Here is a 17445-nt window from a genome sequence, read left to right as displayed (position 1 = left end):
GACCGGGTGTTGCAGCACCCGGCCCGGCACGGGATCGCATCCATCGAACCTGGAGGCCCCACGTGAGATCCTACAAATCCCGTCCCCTCACCCTGCCCGAGGACGCCGTGAGGCGTCGTTGCGGCCGCCCGCTCACCCTCGCCGCCGTGACCCGCTCCGGCCGCCCGCTCACCCTCACCGCCGTCCTCGCCCTTCTGCTCGCCCTCGTCGTCGTCCCGCTGACGACGGGCTCCGCGCAGGCCGCCCCGTCGGGCACGAACGACGTGATCGCCAACCTCTTCACCTGGAACTGGCCCTCGGTCTCCGCCGAGTGCACCAACGTTCTCGGCCCGGCCGGGTACGGAGGCGTGGAGGTGTCGCCCCCGCAGGACTCGATGAAGCTCTCGGGCACCCACTCGTGGTGGGAGCTCTACCAGCCCGCCGGTTACGACCTGACCAGCCGGATGGGCAGCCGCGCGCAGTTCTCGTCCATGGTCCAGGCCTGCCACGCGGCGGGCGTGAAGGTCTACGCCGACGCGGTGATCAACCACATGACCGGCCAGGGCGCGACGTCGTACGGCGGCAGGAGCTTCTCGAAGTACGTCTACCCGGGGACGTACTCGGCGGCCGACTTCCACTACTACCCGAACGCCTGCGGCAACTCCGACAACACCATCCACGACGGCGACTACACCGGCAGCGCGAACAACGTGCAGAAGTGCGAGCTGGTGGGCCTCGCCGACCTCGACACCGGCGCGAGCTACGTACGGACCAGGATCGCCACCTACCTCAACGACCTGCGGAGCCTCGGCGTCGACGGCTTCCGCGTGGACGCGGTCAAGCACATGAGCCCGGCGGACGTGGGTGCCATCTACAGCCAGGTCACCGGCTCCCCGTACATCTTCCAGGAAGTGATCTACGGCGCCGGTGAGGCCGTGCAGCCGAGCCAGTACACCGGGCTCGGCGACGTGCTGGACTTCCAGTACGGCCGCTACCTCAAGCAGAAGTTCGAGGGCAACATCTCCGAGCTCCAGACCTTCGGCGCGAGCTGGGGCGGGATGCAGCCGAGCGACAAGGCCGTCACCTTCGTCACCAACCACGACACCGAGCGCAACGGCTCGACCCTGACCTACAAGAGCGGCTCCACCTACAACCTGGCGAACATCTTCCAGCTCGCCTGGACCCACGGCACGCCGCAGATCTACGACGGCTTCACCTTCAGCGACAATGACGCCTCGCCGCCCTCGGACGGCAACGGCTACGTGACCGCCGCCAACTGCTCCAGCGGATGGACCTGCCTGCACCGCGACAGCGCCGTCAACGGCATGGTCGGGTTCCACAACACGGTCAAGGGCACCTCGGTGGCCAACTGGACCGCCCCCAGCTCCAGCGTCATCGCCTTCAGCCGTGGCGCCAAGGGATGGGTGGCCATCAACAACGGCTCCGGGTCCTACTCCGGCACCTTCACGACGGGCCTGCCCGCCGGGACGTACGCCAACCTGACAGGCGGCGGCTCGGTGACCGTGAGCTCCAGCGGCACCGCGAGCGTCACCGTCCCCGCGAAGGGCGCGGTCGCCATCCGCGTCGGCGCGACCGGCACCCCGTCCCCCACCCCGACCTCCTCGGCCGTCGCCACCTCGTTCAACGCGAACGTGACGACGTCGTGGGGCCAGAACGTCTTCGTCGTGGGCAACATCCCCGAGCTGGGCAACTGGAACCCCGCCGGCGCCGTGGCCCTGTCGTCGGCGACGTACCCGATCTGGCGGGCCACGGTGAGCCTGCCGGCGAACACGGCCGTCCAGTACAAGTACATCAAGAAGAACACCGACGGCTCCGTCACCTGGGAGAGCGACCCGAACCGGTCCTTCACCACCCCGAGCGGCGGCACGGCGACGCGCGACGACACCTGGCGCTGACCCCTGGTGGGCAGGCCGCGACCCGGCCTGCCCACCCCCTTCACACCCGGAAGCGCGCGACGATCGGGGCATGGTCGGAGTCCACGGCGTCGCGGCGAACCGCCGGATCCTCGCTGACCGACGAGCATGCCGCGGCTGGTCTGGGCGCTCGCGGGGCCGGTGTCCGCGTTCTGGACGGCGGCCAACGGGGCGGCGAAGGCCTCTCGGCGCATGATCTGGACGAAACTTTGCGGGGGTCGTGGCGTCCGGGGTCGGGGCGGTGGGAAGCCTAGCCATGCGATCACCTGGGGGGCGGGCCCCCGCTCATAGGCGCGGGGAGATGAGGGTGTTGCCGTCTGGGGAGGGTAAGAAGGACGAACGGCCGGGTGGGGTGCGGCGGGGGTTCAGCGAGGGACCCGATGGGGGCTATGCCACTCCCGCGCGGGGCCTGGAGGTGCTGCAGAACCCGGTGCTGAACAAGGGCACGGCGTTCACCAGGGAGGAACGGGCGGACCTCGGGCTGGACGGACTGATCCCCCCGGCGGTCAAGACCCTCGATGAGCAGGCGCGACGCGTGTACGCGCAGTACCTGGCACAGCCGACCGACCTGCGCAAGAACATCTACCTGAACGCGCTGCAGGACCGTAACCAGGTGCTGTTCTACCGGCTCCTGGCCGACCACCTGCGGGAGATGCTGCCGGTCGTGTACGACCCGACGATCGCCGAGGCGATCAGGAGCTACAGCCACGAGTACCGCAGGCCGCGCGGCGTCTACCTGTCCGTCGACGACCCGGGGGGCATCGAGCGGGCCTTCGGAAACCTCGGCATGGGTCCCGGCGACGTCGACCTGATCGTCGCCTCCGACGCCGAGCAGATCCTCGGCATCGGCGACTGGGGGGTGGGCGGCGGCGCGGGCATCGCGGCGGGCAAGCTGACCGTCTACACCGCGGCCGCCGGAATCGACCCGGCCCGGGTCGTCCCGGTGGCGCTGGACGTCGGCACGGACAACGAGGCGCTGCTCGGCGACCCCTTCTACGTCGGGAACCGGCACGCGCGGGTGCGAGGGCAACGCTACGACGACTTCATCGACGCCTACGTCACGGCGGCCACCCGCCTGTTCCCCGGCGCGCTGCTGCACTGGGAGGACTTCGGCCCTTCCAACGCCCGGCGCATCCTGCAGCGGTACACCGGCCGGATCCCCACCTTCAACGACGACATGCAGGGCACCGGCGCGATCGTGCTCGCGGCCACGCTGGCCGCCGCCCGCGTCTCCGGCACTCCCCTGCGCGACCAGCGGATCGTCGTCTTCGGCGCAGGTACGGCGGGCATCGGGATCGCCGACCAGCTGCGCGACGCGATGGTCCGCGACGGCCTCGACCACGAGACGGCCACGCGCCGGATCTGGGCGGTCGACAAGCAGGGCCTGCTGACCGGCGACATGCGGGACCTGCGCGACTTCCAGGTGCCGTACGCCCGCCCGGCGTCCGAGGTCGCCGACTGGAAGCGGGGCGAGGACGGCATCGGGCTCGGCGAGGTGGTCGGACGCGTCGGGCCGACCATGCTGGTCGGCGCCTCGACCGCGCACGGGGCCTTCACCGAGGAGATCGTGCGCGCCATGGCCGCCGCCGTCGACCGGCCGGTCATCTTCCCGCTCTCGAACCCGACCGAGCGGATCGAGGCGATGCCGGCCGACCTGATCCGGTGGACGGACGGCCGTGCCCTGGTCGCCACGGGCATCCCGGTCGGCCCCGTCACCCACAACGGCGTCACCTACGTCATCGGCCAGGCCAACAACGCGCTGCTGTACCCGGGGCTGGGCCTGGGCGCGATCGTGTCGCGGGCGCGGCGCATCGGGGACGGCATGCTCCAGGCCGCCGCCGACGCGGTGGGCGGCATGGTGGACGTCTCCATCCCGGGCGCCTCGCTGCTGCCGCAGGTGGACGACCTCAGGGAGGTGTCCGCCACGGTCGCGGTCGCCGTGGCCGAGCGGGCGGCCAAGGAGGGCCTGGCCCGCGCCGAGTCGCGCGACCCCGCGCGGCAGGTCAGGGACGCGATGTGGCAGCCGGTGTACCGGCCGGTCCTGGGGGTCTGACGGTGGCCCCGGAGCACGACGCCGTTCCACCGATCCTGGACGTCCCGATCGGGCTGGACGCCTCGGGGACGCGTGTCGAGAGCGACTCCCTCGGCGAGGTCGAGGTGCCGGCCTGCCACTACTGGGGCGCGCAGACCCAGCGGTCGCTGATCCACTTCGCCATCGGCGACGACCGGATGCCGAAGGCCGTCTACCACGCCTACGGGTACGTCAAGAAGGCCGCCGCGATCGTCAACGGCAGGGGCGGGCGCCTGCCGCGATGGAAGGCCGAGCTGATCAGCCGGGTCGCGGAGGAGGTCATCGGCGGCAAGCTGGACGGCGAGTTCCCCCTGTACGTCTGGCAGACCGGCTCGGGCACGCATACCAACATGAACGTCAACGAGGTGATCTCCAACCGGGCGATCCAGCTCGTGGGCGGGCGGCTCGGAAGCAAGGAGCCGATCCATCCGAACGACCACGTGAACATGAGCCAGTCGTCCAACGACACGTTCGTCACGGCCATGCACATCGCCACCGTACGGGCCGTCCACGACCGGCTGTCGCCCGCCCTGGCCCGGCTGCGCGAGGCCGCCACCGCGAAGAGCCGCGAGTGGGAGCACGTGGTCAAGGTCGGCCGTACCCACCTGCAGGACGCCACCCCGCTGACGGCCGGACAGGAGTGGTCGGGGTACGCCGCCCAGCTCCAGGACGCCGCCGAGCACCTCGGCCACACGCTTCCCGGCCTGTACCGGCTGGCGGTCGGCGGCACGGCGGTCGGCACCGGGCTGAACGCGCCCCCGGGTTTCGGGGACGAGGTCGCGGCGCTGATCGCCGACTTCACCGGTCATCCCTTCACCGGCGCCCCGAACAAGTTCGCCGCCCAGGCCTCGTGCGACGCGCTGGTCCGCTTCTCGGGGGCGCTGCGTGCCCTGGCGGTGTCGCTGTTCAAGTTCGCCGACGACATGCGCTGGCTCGGGTCGGGGCCCCGCGCGGGGCTGCACGAGCTGATCCTGCCGGCCAACGAGCCGGGTTCCTCGATCATGCCGGGGAAGGTCAACCCGACGCAGGCGGAGGCGATGATGATGGTCGCCATCCAGGTGATCGCCGACGACGGCGCGGTGGCGATGGCCGGGGCGGAGGGCAACCTCGAGCTCAACGCCTTCCGCCCGATCATCATCGCCGACGTGCTGCACTCGGTGCGGATCCTGGCGGACGCGATGGACCACTTCCGCGCCTACCTCGTCGAGGGCGCCCGGCTCGACACCGGCAAGCTCAAGGAGTACGCCGACGGGTCGGTCATGATGGTGACCGCGCTCAGCCCGGTGATCGGCTACGACAGGGCCGCGCGCGTCGCCCACCGCGCGCTCGAAGAGAATCTCACGCTCAGGGAGGCCGCCCTGAGGTCCGGCGTCAGCCCGGCGCTGTATGACAGGGTCGTCGATCCCGAACGCCTCACCCGGCCCGGCGTCGCCGCTCCGGGCGACACCGCACAGCCCTGAGCCCGCCACCGACGACACCGGCGCGGCCCTGAGGTGGCCACCGACGACACCCGCGCGGCCCTGAGGTGGCACCCGTTTCCGCTGGTCGGCGAGGCCTGGCCGTGCCAATGGGGCGTCAACGGGTTATTAGCTAGATTCGACCCGCGGGGCTTGGTCGGGTGGTTTATGCCGTTAAAAGCGGGCATGGGCGGGATTAGCCAACAAGTCAACCCTGGCGAGGAGACGCAATGCTCACGCTTACAGACACCGCCGCCAAGGTGATCCGTGACCTCAACGCCCAAGCGGGCGAGTCGACCGACAAGGGCATCCGAATTTCGTCGCAGAACGACGACGCGGGCTCGCTGATGCTGTCCGTGGCGGACGGGCCCCAGACCACCGACAAGGTCGTCGAGAGCGAGGGGGCCAAGGTCTACCTGGACCCCATCGCCGCGACCGTCCTGGACGACAAGGCACTCGACGCCGCCATCGACGACCAGGGGGGCATCTCGTTCCACGTCGAGGACCAGCCGATCTGAATCGTCCGGCAGGCGGCGACGCCCCGCTGTCCGGCCATGAGCGCCGTACGGGGGCCGTCCACGGGGTTCAGGGGCGGGAGTGGGACCAGGTGTACAAGTTCAGGCTCCGGCCCTTGTCCTCGACGACGCTGGGCGGGGCGTCGGTGAGCTGGAAACCGGCCGCCCTGGCCACGCGGACGCTCGCCTCGTTGTCCCGCTCGATCTCCAGGAAGACCTGGTTCAGCCGCGCTTCCGTGTGAGCGAAGTCGGTCATCACCTGTACGGCCCTGACCGCCAGCCGCTGCCCCCGGTAGGCCGCGCCGACGGCGTAGCCGAGGGTCGCGGTCCCGTCGTCCACCAAGCTCCGGCTGAGCAGCACCTCGCCCTTCGCCCGGCCGCCGTCCGTCGTGATCGCCAGGTGGACGCGCTGCCCGGTCGCGCGGGAGCGGCGGGCCTTCTCCAGGTAATCGCGGGCGGCCTTGAGGCCGAACGGCGACACCAACGGTGTCCAGTAGGCGATGGCCGGATCGTCGAACAGCTCCGCCATCACCGGGAGATCGTCCTGCGCCCACTCGCGCAGGACGAGGCCGTGGCCGCTCAGCCGCAGCGTTGGGGGGAACAGGCGGCGCGTGCCGTTCTCTGTGGTCATGGAGGGCCTCTCGGTGCCGGGGACCGTGTGGCGACAGATTGCCAGATCGCCCGTAACCAGGGTGTACGCGCAAGACTGTTGTCCGGGCCGACGGCGAAGTCGGGGACAACAGTCTGGTGGATCACCGCCTGGCGCGGCTCGTCTGGACTGACGTCTTCGTAGGGTCCCGGACCGTTTGCCCGAGCTCTCGGAGGAGGTGTCCCTCCTCCGAGAGCATCGGCTCCGGACCAGTCCAGGTTGGTCCGGGGTCTTTGGAGGTCCCGGGTTGAGGGGCCTCGGGGACAGGTGCGTCCTCCTGTCCCCGAGGACCCGGTCCTCGTGTCCCTCTCCGGGAGGGGCGGGCTTCCCGGGAAGGACCGGCCTCCCGGGAGGGACGGGACTCGCTAGGAGGCGTAGACCTCGAATTCGGAGAGCTGGCCGGCGGGCCAGCCCGTGTTCGCGGTGAAGCTCAGCCGCAGGTAGCGCCGGCTGGTCGCGGGGAAGGTGATCGTGGCCGTGTTGCCCGTGGCCGGGTTGAAGGTGTAGGCGGCGGAGGCCGTCACCGTGCTGTAGGAGGACCCGTCGGCGGACCCGAGCACCGACAGCGTCTGCGAGCGGGTCGCCCAGGAGGCCGCCGGCGGCAGCTTGAGCACCACCCGGCTGACGCTCGTCGCGGCGCCGAGGTCGACGGTCACCGTCTGGGGCCAGGCGTTGTTCACGCTCTCCCAGTAGGTGCCGGCGTTGCCGTCGACCACGTTGCCCGACCCGTACACGTCGGAGTGGCCGCTCTCGCTGGTCGCCTTGCCGCGTGCCAGGTTGCCCGCCGGAGGGGTGGGGGTCGGCGTCGGGTCCGGGCCGCCGGTGGCGTACACCTCGAACGAGGAGAGCTGCGCGGCCGGCCAGCCGGTGTTGCCGGTGAAGGTCAGCCGCACGTACCTGACGTCGGTCGCCGGGAACGTGATCGTCGCGGTGTTGCCCGAGGCCGGGTTGAACGTGCGCCCGGCGGCGGCCGAGAGCGGCGTCCAGTTCCTGCCGTCCGTGGAGCCCTGGACCGCGATGGTCTGCGTGCGCGTGTTCCATGCCGCCGCCGGGGGCAGTTTCAGCACCACGCTCCGCGCCGAGACGATTCCGCACAGGTCCACCGTGATCGACTGCGGGAACGCGTTGCTCGCCGACTCCCAGTAGGTGTCGGCGTTGCCGTCCACCGCGTTCTGCGCCACGAAGCCCTGGTTCTGGCTCGTGGCCGTCACCGTCTTGCCTCGCGCCACGTCACCCGTGCCGGGCGCGCAGGTCGTCGGCGTGGGGGTCGGGGTCAGGGTGGGCGTGGGGCTCGGGGTGGTGGTGCCGCCGCCGCCCGGGTAGATGTAGTTCGGCGCCGGCCACTGGCCGGTGCAGGTGGTGGAGCTGGGGCTCCAGCCACTGTTCCCGGTGCCCTGGTTGACGACGAGCCCCGTGCCGACGCAGTTGTGGATCGCGACTCCCGCCCCGATGTGGGCGGCGCTGACGTTGGTGAAGTTCGCGGTCGCCGGCGACTGCGCCTGGATCATGTACGTGCCGGTGCCGTCGATCCGGACGTTGGTGAAGTTGACGGTCTTGGTGCTGCCCTCGATGAAGTGGATGGCGGCGTACGAGCTGTCGAGGATGTCGGTGTCGGTGACGTTGATCGTCGCGTTCACCGGCTCGTTCAGCCCGTCGAACCACAGCGCGCCGACGCCGAAGTTCCAGTTGTAGTCGGAGTTGCCGGCTCTCAGCAGGGTGTTGCGGGCCACGGTGATCGTGCCGGCGACCGCGGTGCCCTGGCCGGAGTTGACGCCGGGGTAGCGGTTGGCGATGTGGATGCCACCGCCGTTGGAGATCGTGTCGGAGACCACGTTGTCGGTGATCTTGATGTCCCTGCCGCCGTAGGTGACAATGTTGTTCGCCAGGATCGGCAGGACCACCGTGTTGCGGGTGAACGAGTTGTTGACGTTCGCCACGTTCTCCGGCCACATCGCCAGGCCGTCGTCACCGGTGTTGCGGACGAAGGTGTTGGTCACCGTCGAGTTCGTCACGCCGGTGTGGAAGTTCACGCCGTCGGCCGTCTGGTCGAGGATGCGGCTGTTCTTGATGGTGAAGTTGTCCATCGGGCCGTCCATCCAGGCGCCGACCTTGGTGTGCTGGAGCCACAGGTTGTCGACGGTGGAGGTGGACATCGCGCCGCCGAGGGCGTTGACCTGGTCGTTGTCCTCGCGCTCGGTGATCTCGCCGATGATGGCGAAGTCCTTCAGCGTGACGTTGCGGCTCGGGCCGCCGTTGCCGACGTACTTGCCGTAGATCCCCGCGGCCCGGTTGCGCTGGGTGGGGTGGCGGCCGGTGAGCACGCTGTACCAGGGGCCGGCACCGGCCAGGGTGACGCCGTCGACCACCACGTGGTCCCACAGGGTGTAGGTGCCCTCGGGGATGTAGACGACCTTGCCCTGGGCCTTGCCCGCGTCCACCGCCGCCTGGAACGCCGCGGTGGAGTCGGTGGTGCCGTTGCGGGCGGCGCCGAAGTCGTCCACCGACAACGAGCCCGCCGGGCGGCCGATCGGGCCGGGGACGGCCTCGAAGTCGGCCAGGTCGACGGTGATCGGAATGCCGCCGTTGGACTGCACGCGCACCTTCGTGCCCGCCGCGAGCGTGGACCCGAACATGGTCCGCGTCTCGTCGTAGAAGTGGTGCGGGTTACCGGCGCCCGGGTTGTTGCCGAAGGGGTAGCCGCCGTAGTACCAGCCGTACCGGGAGGTCAGGGCCAGGTCCTTGAGGTGCGTGCCGTTGACCCGCAGATCGGCGGTGGTGTTCTGACCGGTTCCCGCGGCGTTGTCCGGCACGCTGTAGCGCAGCGACATCGCGTTGGCGGGCTTGGTCAGGGTGAACTCCACGTACTGGCCTGCCCCGCCGAGCGTGACGGCCCTGCGGCCCGACGCCTCCGAGGGGAGGTGCGTGTAGACGCGGTCCGGGCCGATGACCTGGCCGTTCGTGGTAGCGTGCGCCGTGTCCTCGGCTTCGAGTTCGGTGAACGCCACACCGGCCCCACGCCCGGCGAAGTCCCATGGTGAGTCGACCGCAGTGGCGGCCACCGCACCCGACGACATGAGCGGGACGGAGACCGCTCCCGCTGCCAGTGCCACGACCGTGGCGGTCGTCCAGGCGTGTAGCCTGCCGGTCTTCTTCATCGACTGGACCCTTCTGCGAATGCGAAGAGCCGGACGCTTCGCGGTCAGGGACGCGCGGACCGTCGCTTGCCCGGCGGAACTGCCCACACCATAAGATGACGGACAGATAACCGCAATGTTTCGACGGAAACGCGCAAGGTAACGACTGGATCACGGCATTTTCCGTACCCCAGGGCAATGAAACGCTTTCACGAGGGTCCACCACGGGTTGCCAGAGGAACTCATCCACCCCAGCGCAAACCGTTTGCACCTGTTTGACGTATATTTGCGACCGTGACAAGCGATACTGCGGCCCCGCGCTCGACGACACGTCGGCTGGCGGAGGTCGCTAAGAAGGTCGGGGTCAGTGAGGCCACGGTGAGCCGTGTACTCAACGGCAAGCCGGGGGTCTCCGACGCGACCCGGGCGGCCGTGCTGACGGCGCTCGACGTGCTCGGTTACGAGCGTCCTACACAGCTTCGAGGGGAGCGTGCCCGCCTGGTCGGGCTGGTCCTTCCCGAACTGGGCAACCCGATCTTCCCCGCGCTCGCCGAGGTGGTCGGCGGCGCGCTCGCGCAGCGGGGGTTCACGCCCGTGCTGTGCACGCGCACCGCGGGCGGCCTCTCGGAGTCCGACTACGTGGAGATGCTGCTGGACCAGCAGGTCTCCGGCATGGTCTTCGCCGGCGGGCACTACATGGAGACCGACGCCCCCCATGAGCACTACTTCCGGCTGCTCGACCTCCGGCTGCCCGCGGTGCTGGTCAACGCCGCGATCAGCGAGCTGAGCTTCCCGTGCCTGGCCACCGACGACGTGGTGGCGGTGGAGCAGGCCTTCGGCCACCTGACCTCGCTCGGGCACACGCGCATCGGCATGGTGCTCGGCCCGGACGACCACGTCCCCTCGCAGCGGAAACTGGAGGCCTTCGAGGCCGAGGCGCGCAGGGCGGGGCTGGAGTCGGGCCCCGATTCGGTCGAGCGCAGCCTGTTCTCCCTGGAGGGAGGCCAGGCCGTGGCGACCCGGCTGGTCAAGAACGGGATCACCGGCATCATCTGCGCCAGCGACGTGCTGGCGCTCGGCGTCCTGCGGGCGGTGCGCCGGCTCGGCATGTCGGTGCCAGAGGACATCTCGGTCGTCGGGTTCGACGACTCCGCGTTCATGAACTGTACGAACCCTCCGCTGACCACCGTCCGCCAGCCCATAGAAGCGATCGGCAGGACCGCCGTCACGTTGCTGGTGAACCAGATCGACGGCGGCTCGGTCACCGCCGAGGAGCTGCTGTTCGAGCCCGAGTTGGTCGTCCGCGGCTCGACCGGGCCCGTCAAGGCGCGCGACTAGCCCACGTCGAGAACCACATGAGCGGGTCCGAGGACTTCACCGCCCACCGTCAAGCCATCGCCCAGGTGGGCGGCGTCTCCTCCTTCCCCCTCGGAGATGTGCCACGTCACCCCCGCTCCGGTGACGTCGAGGTCACAACGGCGTACCGATCGACGCACTGTCACTTTTTTGCATCATGCACGACGGACTCTTGCTGACATATGTCTATCTCTATATGTTGCTCCCAACCGGTTCGCGAAGCTGTACCAGTCTTGAGCCTCGTAGTCGGGGGCAGTCCAGGAGGGAAACACCCATGAAACCCCGCAACCTTGCGATCCTGCTCAGTGCGGGCATCGCACTTGCCGCTGCCGGATGCGGCAGCGACGCCGGCAGCACCCCTGAGGGCGCCTCGTCGCCCGGCGCCTCAGCTCCCGCTGCCAACGCCCCCGTGACGATCACGGTCGGCTGCAAGCCCCCGAAGAACAACCCGAAGGAAGCGGCCCAGTGGGACGCGGACGTCGCGGCGTTCCAGAAGCTGCACCCGAACGTCACGGTCGAGGGCAAGGACGCGTTCCCCTGCATCGTTCCCGAGACGTTCCAGGCCAAGCTGGCCGGCGGGGAGATGGAGGACGTCTTCTACGTCTACTACACCGACGTCCAGAAGATCATCGCCCAGGGGCAGGCGGCGGACATCACGCCGTACCTCGACAGCGTCCCCGCTCTGAAGGACATCCGTCCCGACGTCATGAGCGTCTTCAAGAGCGGCGACAAGACCTACGGCCTTCCGAGGGTCAACTACTCGACGGGGCTCGTGTACAACCGCAAGCTGTTCACCCAGGCCGGTCTGGACCCCGACGCCCCGCCGAAGACCTGGGCCGACGTGCAGGCCGCGGCCAAGAAGATCGCCGCGCTCGGCCCCGGCTACGTCGGGTACGGCGAGTACAGCGCCGGCAACACCGGCGGCTGGCACTTCACCTCCTCCCTGTACGGTCGCGGCGGCGAGATGGTCAGCGCCGACGGCAAGACCGCGGCCTTCAACAGCCCCCAGGGCAAGGCCGTCCTTGAGAACCTCAAGACGATGCGCTGGACCGACAACAGCATGGGCACCAAGCAGTTGCTGCGCTGGGAAGACCTGATGCGGATGATGGGCAGCGGCAAGCTCGGCATGATGATCGGCGCTCCCGATGTGGTCAAGGAGGTGAACAACACCTTCAAGGGCAAGTTCGAGGACTACGGCGTCACGGGGATGCCGGAGGCCACCAACTCCCTCAGCGGCGGCGACGGCTACATGTTCAACCCCAAGGCCAGCCCCGAGCAGATCAAGGCCGGCCTCCAGTGGCTGGAGTACAAGTTCCTGACCCCCGGCCAGGGCCAGTTCAACTTCGAGCGGGCCAAGGCCGACGGGCTGCCGGTCGGACTGCCGGACATCGACCTGTTCGGCAGCACCGAGCCGGGCAAGAAGATCCAGGAGCTGCGCAAGCAGTTCGCGACGATTCCCGTGGATCACTTCCAGACCTATGTCGACGCCAACGCCACGGTCCAGTTCAAGCTGGAGCCGCCGAAGGCGCAGGAGATCTACGCGATCCTCGACACGGCGATGTCGGCGGTGCTGACCAGGAAGGACGCCAACATCGACCAGCTCCTCTCTGACGCGGAGAAGAAGGCCAACAACGTGCTGGCGAAGTCCAGCTGACCTTTGAGCCCGGGGTGCCGGCCGGCAGGCCGGCACCCCGCCGGTCACGTCGAGATCAGGAGTTCACCCGATGACCACTATGACCGCGAGGGGAAGGCGGCGCACCCCGGGGGCGGTGCGGCGCGGCCTGCGCCGTAATCTCACGGCGTACGGCTTCCTCTGCGGGGCGCTGATCTGCTTCGCGTTCTTCTCCTGGTACCCGATGGTGCGGGAGTTCCTGCTCAGCTTCCAGAAGACCAACTTCGTCGGGCCGCCCGAATGGGTCGGCCTCGACAACTTCCAGACGGTGACCGAGGACTCGGCGTTCGGCCCGGCCTGGGTCAACACCGCGATGTTCACCGGCCTCGCGCTCATCGTCGGATACGCGGTGCCGTTCGTCGCCGCCATCGTCCTCAACGAGCTGCGGCACGCCAAGGCGTACCTCAGGTTCGTCGTCTACCTTCCCGTGATGCTGCCGCCGGCCGTCGCGGTCCTGCTGTTCAAGTGGTTCTACGACCCGGGACCCGGGCTCTTCAACCAGATCCTCAGCATGGTGCACCTGCCCCCGCTGGCCTGGCTGGACTCCACGACGACGGCCCTGCTCTCGCTGGTCATCGTCTCGACCTGGATGAACCTCGGGACCGGCACGCTGATCTATCTCGCGGCTCTGCAGAGCATCCCGAGCGAGCTGTACGAGGCGGCCGAGCTGGACGGCGCGGGGCTGTTCAAGCGGGTGTGGCACGTCACCATCCCGCAGACCAAGCTGATCCTGCTGGTGATGCTGCTGCTCCAGGTCGTCGCCACCATGCAGGTGTTCATCGAGCCGTACCTGCTCACCGGAGGCGGCCCCGAGAACGCCACGGTCACCGTCGCCTACCTCATGTACCAGTACGCCTTCAGCTTCGGCAACTTCGGCGGCGGCGGCGCGCTGGGGCTCATGCTCATGCTCGTGCTGATGGTGTTCTCCGCCGTCTACCTGCGTGTCTCGCGGGACAACCAGATCTAGGAGGGAGGGCGTCGATGTCGCACAGCACAGTTGAGTCGTCGAGCAGTGGCGTCGAGTCGGACCGTCACGTTCGCCTCGTCCCCCCGCCGGCGTCCGGTCACGGGAAGGCGCGCCGTTCCCGCTCGCCGAAGAAGAAGATGGAGCGCCAGTTCCGCGGCCTGGTCTCGCCGCACACGCTGAACACCGGGCGCGGGCGCGTCGTCTACTGGATCGTCCTCGTGACGGTGGTGGTGCTCTTCACCGCGATCTTCGTGTTCCCCTTGTACTGGATGGTCACCGGGGCGCTGAAGTCCTCCGACGAGCTCGCCCAGATACCCCCGTCGTTCTTCCCCACGTCGATCGACTGGAGCGTGTACAAGGAGGCCTGGGACCAGCTCGACCTGGGCCTGTTCCTGCGCAACACGGTCATCTACGCGGCGGGAGCGTGGCTGTTCACCCTGGCCGTCGACGTGACGGCGGCCTACGCCCTGTCGAAGCTGCGGCCGGTGCTCGGCAAGGCCATCCTCGGCCTGATGCTGGCCACGCTGATGATCCCGCCGATGGTGATCCTGCTGCCGGCGTACCTGACGGTCAAGGACCTTCCGATCTTCGGCTGGAACCTGCTGAACACGCCGTGGGCGATCTGGCTGCCCGCCGCCGCCAACGGGTTCTACATCTTCCTGCTCAAGCGGTTCTTCGACTCGATTCCCAAGGAACTGCTGGAGGCCGCCGAGATCGACGGCGCCACGCCGTTCCGGATCCTGTGGTCGATCGTTCTCCCGGTGTCCCGGCCGATCATCGGCGTGGTGTCCATCCTGTCGGTCGTGACCGTCTGGAAGGACTTCGTCTGGCCTCTGCTCGTACTGCCCGACAGCGACAAGATGTCGATCAGCGTGGGCATCTCCTCGCTCTCGGCCCAGATGCCGCAGAACGTGCTCATGGCGGCGCTGGTCATCGCCAGCATCCCGGCCATCGTGGTCTTCTTCGTCTTCCAGCGGAGCATCATGGCGGGTCTCACCGCCGGAAGTCTCAAGGGATGAGCGGGCGCGCCGCGCACCGGAGCCACGCCGGCCTCCGGGAGACGGCGCGAGCCCGTCACCCAGTCACGCCGGCCCGCAAGGAAAACGGCGCACCGGCCGTACACCATGCCGCCCGCGCCGTACACGCAGCGACCCGGGCCGTCCATCGAAACGGCGCGAGCCGCACACCGAATCTGTAAGGGAGAGACTCCAGCATGTCCGAAACGTGGTGGCGGGGAGCCGCGATCTACCAGGTCTACCTGCGAAGCTTCGCCGACGGCAACGGCGACGGCATCGGTGACCTGGCTGGACTGCGGTCCCGCTTGCCCTACCTCTCCGATCTCGGTGTCGACGCGATCTGGCTCAACCCCTGGTACCCCTCCCCGATGGCGGACGGCGGCTACGACGTCGCCGACTACCGCGACATCGAGCCGTCCTTCGGCACGCTGGCCGAGGCGGAGAAGTTCATCCAGGAGTCGCACGCGCTGGGCATCAAGACGATCATCGACATCGTCCCCAACCACGGCTCCGACCAGCAGGAATGGTTCGTCCAGGCGCTGGCCGCCGGGCCCGGCTCCCCCGAACGGGAGCGGTTCTGGTTCGCCGACGGCCGCGGCGACCTGCCGCCCAACGACTGGAAGTCCATCTTCGGCGGCCCGGCCTGGACCCAGGTGGCCGACGGGCAGTGGTACCTCCACCTGTTCGCCCCGGAACAACCCGACTTCAACTGGACCAACCCCGAGGTCGTCGAGGAGTTCCACGACGTCCTGCGGTTCTGGTTCGACCGGGGCGTGGACGGCATCCGCATCGACTCCGCGGCCGTCCTGATCAAGGACTTCGCCAGCGTCGAGGAGTCCTACACCGACCACGACGCCGTCCACGAGATCTACCGGGGCTGGCGGCAGATCGCCGACGAGTACGGCGAGCGCATCCTCATCGGCGAGGTCTGGCTGCCCGACCAGGAGCGTTTCGCGCTCTACCTGCGTCCCGACGAGATGCACACCGCGTTCAACTTCGACTTCATGGCCCGCCCGTGGGACGCCGCAGAGCTGCGCGCGTCGATCGACATGACGCTGGCCACGCACGTGCCGATCAGCGCCCCGCCGACCTGGGTGCTGTCCAACCACGACGTCCCTCGCCCGGTGACGAAGTACGGCAGGGAGGTGACGTCCTTCGACCATGGCGAGCGCAGGGACGGCGCCCCGTCGGACCTGGCGCTCGGCGAGCGCAGGGCCCGGGCGGCCGCGCTGCTGGCGATGTCGCTGCCCGGCAGCCTCTACGTCTACCAGGGAGAGGAGCTGGGCCTGCCCGAGGTCGACGACATCCCCGACGAGCTGCGCCAGGACCCCATGTGGACCCGGTCGAAGCACACCGTTCCCGGCCGGGACGGCTGCCGGGTGCCGCTGCCGTGGTCGGGCCAGGAGCCCCCGTTCGGCTACAGCACCGGGGAGCCCTGGCTGCCCCAGCCCGCCTCGTGGAAGAGCCTGACGGCCGAGTCGCAGGCCGAGGACGCCAACTCCATGCTCTGCCTCTACCGCACCGCGCTGCGGATCCGGCGGGCCGAGCTCGGAGACGGCTCGCTGCGCTGGCTCGACTCCGAGGACGGCGTGCTGGCCTTCACCCGCGAGTCCGGGCTCACCTGCGTGGTCAACTTCAACCCCGGCCCGGTCGAGCTGCCGCCCCACGAGGGCGTGCTGCTCGCGAGCGGCCCGCTGGAGGGGAACGAACTCCCCTCCGACACAGCCGTCTGGCTCCGCACCGGCTAGCCCGTCATCGAGGCCCGCTCCGGGTGACGACCCGTACGGCTTGCGCCCGCGGCGCAAGCCGTACTCCGCGGGTGGGTGGAGCCGCCGGCTAGCCGAACAGGCCGGTCTCGCGGCCGTCCTCGCCGGTCGGGCCCGGCTCCCCCGCGAGCCTGGTGAAGTACTCCACGGGCAGCACGGGCTGGCCGACGTCGTTGGACAGCGCGAAGTACGTGCCGTCCACGCTGATCTGCGTGCGGTGCGCGCGCAGGGCGGCGATCTTGGCGTCCAGGTGAGCGGTCGCGTCGACGTACGTGGTGACCTGGTCGTCGGGGACGCCGAACCCGAAGTCCTCCACGGACTTCAGCCGCTCGAAGGGCCCGGTGTCGACGGCCTTCTCCAGCACCGACAGCGGCATCGCGGTGGCGTAGAACCGCGACGGCGACCACGGCTCGCCGTCGCCGAAGGACGGGTCGGCTGCCTTCTCGAACGCCCGCCAGGCCACGCGGTGCGCCTGGATGTGGTCGGGGTGGCCGTAGTACCCGTTGTCGTCGTAGGTCACGATCACCTGGGGCCGTACCTCGCGGACGACGCCGACCAGCTCCGCCGCGGCGAGGTCGAGGTCGGACTGCCAGAAGCACGCGGGGTCGTCGTTGGTGGCCGCCCCCATCATGCCGGAGTCGCGCCAGCGTCCCGCTCCGCCGAGGAACCGGTGGTCCCGCACGCCGAGCGCCGTGCAGGCGCGCGCCAGCTCGCCCACGCGGTACTCCCCGAGGCGGTCCTCCCTGTCGGCGCCGAGGTGCCGCAGCTCAGCGGGGATCACCTCGCCCTCCTCGCCCAGGGTGCACGTGACCAGGCAGACGTGCGCGCCCTCGGCCGCGTACTTGGCCATGGTGGCCCCTGTGCCGATCGACTCGTCGTCGGGGTGAGCGTGGACGAAAAGAATTCGACGATCGGGCGACATGGCCGAC

At 69.4% G+C, this 17445-nt stretch carries 12 protein-coding genes; 9 read left to right on the top strand and 3 right to left on the bottom strand.

All coding sequences use genetic code 11. The features are described 5' to 3' along the window. Window positions 1-62 precede the first annotated feature (62 nt). From ACGFIV_RS04115 to ACGFIV_RS04100, 4 genes are all read left to right on the top strand, one after another. On the top strand, window positions 63-1895 hold the full coding sequence (locus ACGFIV_RS04115) for a carbohydrate-binding module family 20 domain-containing protein (protein WP_392831760.1): 1833 nt from the start codon (window positions 63-65) through the stop codon (window positions 1893-1895). Window positions 1896-2220: 325 nt separating this feature from the next. Beyond that, on the top strand, window positions 2221-3966 hold the full coding sequence (locus tag ACGFIV_RS04110; RefSeq protein WP_358559036.1) for an NAD-dependent malic enzyme: 1746 nt from the start codon (window positions 2221-2223) through the stop codon (window positions 3964-3966). Next, window positions 3930-5444 (top strand): class II fumarate hydratase, encoded by a 1515-nt coding sequence (locus ACGFIV_RS04105; RefSeq protein WP_358559034.1) that lies wholly within the window; start codon window positions 3930-3932, stop codon window positions 5442-5444. Before ACGFIV_RS04110 ends, ACGFIV_RS04105 begins: the two co-directional genes overlap by 37 nt. Before the next feature lie 227 nt (window positions 5445-5671). Further along, window positions 5672-5959, top strand: coding sequence for a Fe-S cluster assembly protein HesB (locus ACGFIV_RS04100; protein ID WP_358559032.1), 288 nt, complete (start codon window positions 5672-5674; stop codon window positions 5957-5959). Between the two features lie 67 nt (window positions 5960-6026). Here ACGFIV_RS04100 and ACGFIV_RS04095 read toward each other — a convergent pair whose 3' ends face one another. Both ACGFIV_RS04095 and ACGFIV_RS04090 read right to left on the bottom strand, forming a co-directional pair. Further along, window positions 6027-6587 carry a GNAT family N-acetyltransferase gene (locus tag ACGFIV_RS04095; RefSeq protein WP_358559030.1) on the bottom strand — a complete coding sequence of 187 codons (561 nt, stop codon included), beginning with the start codon at window positions 6585-6587 and terminating at the stop codon, window positions 6027-6029. A 383-nt stretch (window positions 6588-6970) separates the two neighbouring features. Next, window positions 6971-9760, bottom strand: coding sequence for a discoidin domain-containing protein (locus ACGFIV_RS04090; protein WP_358559028.1), 2790 nt, complete (start codon window positions 9758-9760; stop codon window positions 6971-6973). Between the two features lie 273 nt (window positions 9761-10033). Here ACGFIV_RS04090 and ACGFIV_RS04085 point away from each other — a divergent pair, with 273 nt between their 5' ends. The 5 genes from ACGFIV_RS04085 (at window position 10034) to ACGFIV_RS04065 (ending at window position 16498) form a co-directional block, all read left to right on the top strand. Beyond that, window positions 10034-11077, top strand: coding sequence for a LacI family DNA-binding transcriptional regulator (locus ACGFIV_RS04085; protein ID WP_358559026.1), 1044 nt, complete (start codon window positions 10034-10036; stop codon window positions 11075-11077). Window positions 11078-11369: 292 nt separating this feature from the next. Beyond that, window positions 11370-12749: an ABC transporter substrate-binding protein gene (locus ACGFIV_RS04080; RefSeq protein WP_392831751.1), complete on the top strand. Its 1380-nt coding sequence runs from the start codon at window positions 11370-11372 to the stop codon at window positions 12747-12749. 70 nt (window positions 12750-12819) lie between these two features. Next, entirely contained in the window at window positions 12820-13734 is a 915-nt protein-coding gene (locus tag ACGFIV_RS04075) for a sugar ABC transporter permease (protein ID WP_358555761.1), read from the top strand. Between the two features lie 14 nt (window positions 13735-13748). Next, the gene (locus ACGFIV_RS04070) at window positions 13749-14753 is read left to right on the top strand and encodes a carbohydrate ABC transporter permease (RefSeq protein ID WP_392831747.1); all 1005 of its coding nucleotides are present in this window, start codon (window positions 13749-13751) and stop codon (window positions 14751-14753) included. Between the two features lie 194 nt (window positions 14754-14947). Next, complete coding sequence (locus ACGFIV_RS04065) at window positions 14948-16498, top strand: glycoside hydrolase family 13 protein (protein WP_358555755.1); 1551 nt, start codon at window positions 14948-14950, stop codon at window positions 16496-16498. An 88-nt stretch (window positions 16499-16586) separates the two neighbouring features. Here ACGFIV_RS04065 and mshB read toward each other — a convergent pair whose 3' ends face one another. Beyond that, window positions 16587-17438: an N-acetyl-1-D-myo-inositol-2-amino-2-deoxy-alpha-D-glucopyranoside deacetylase gene (mshB, locus tag ACGFIV_RS04060; RefSeq protein ID WP_358555752.1), complete on the bottom strand. Its 852-nt coding sequence runs from the start codon at window positions 17436-17438 to the stop codon at window positions 16587-16589. Window positions 17439-17445: the final 7 nt, after the last annotated feature.

The sequence above is a fragment of the Sphaerisporangium sp. NPDC049003 genome, from assembly GCF_043197795.1.
In the GTDB taxonomy this organism is placed as follows: Bacteria; Actinomycetota; Actinomycetes; order Streptosporangiales; family Streptosporangiaceae; genus Sphaerisporangium.
Note: the sequence above shows the minus strand (reverse complement) of the source record. Positions and strands in the feature narration are given on the sequence as shown.

Coding starts and splice junctions, on each gene's coding strand:
- ACGFIV_RS04100 (WP_358559032.1), top strand. CDS start 5,672: ATGCTCACGCTTACAGACACCGCCGCCAAGGTGATCCGTGACCTCAAC.
- mshB (WP_358555752.1), bottom strand. CDS start 17,438: ATGTCGCCCGATCGTCGAATTCTTTTCGTCCACGCTCACCCCGACGAC.
- ACGFIV_RS04090 (WP_358559028.1), bottom strand. CDS start 9,760: ATGAAGAAGACCGGCAGGCTACACGCCTGGACGACCGCCACGGTCGTG.
- ACGFIV_RS04070 (WP_392831747.1), top strand. CDS start 13,749: ATGTCGCACAGCACAGTTGAGTCGTCGAGCAGTGGCGTCGAGTCGGAC.
- ACGFIV_RS04080 (WP_392831751.1), top strand. CDS start 11,370: ATGAAACCCCGCAACCTTGCGATCCTGCTCAGTGCGGGCATCGCACTT.
- ACGFIV_RS04075 (WP_358555761.1), top strand. CDS start 12,820: ATGACCACTATGACCGCGAGGGGAAGGCGGCGCACCCCGGGGGCGGTG.
- ACGFIV_RS04065 (WP_358555755.1), top strand. CDS start 14,948: ATGTCCGAAACGTGGTGGCGGGGAGCCGCGATCTACCAGGTCTACCTG.
- ACGFIV_RS04095 (WP_358559030.1), bottom strand. CDS start 6,587: ATGACCACAGAGAACGGCACGCGCCGCCTGTTCCCCCCAACGCTGCGG.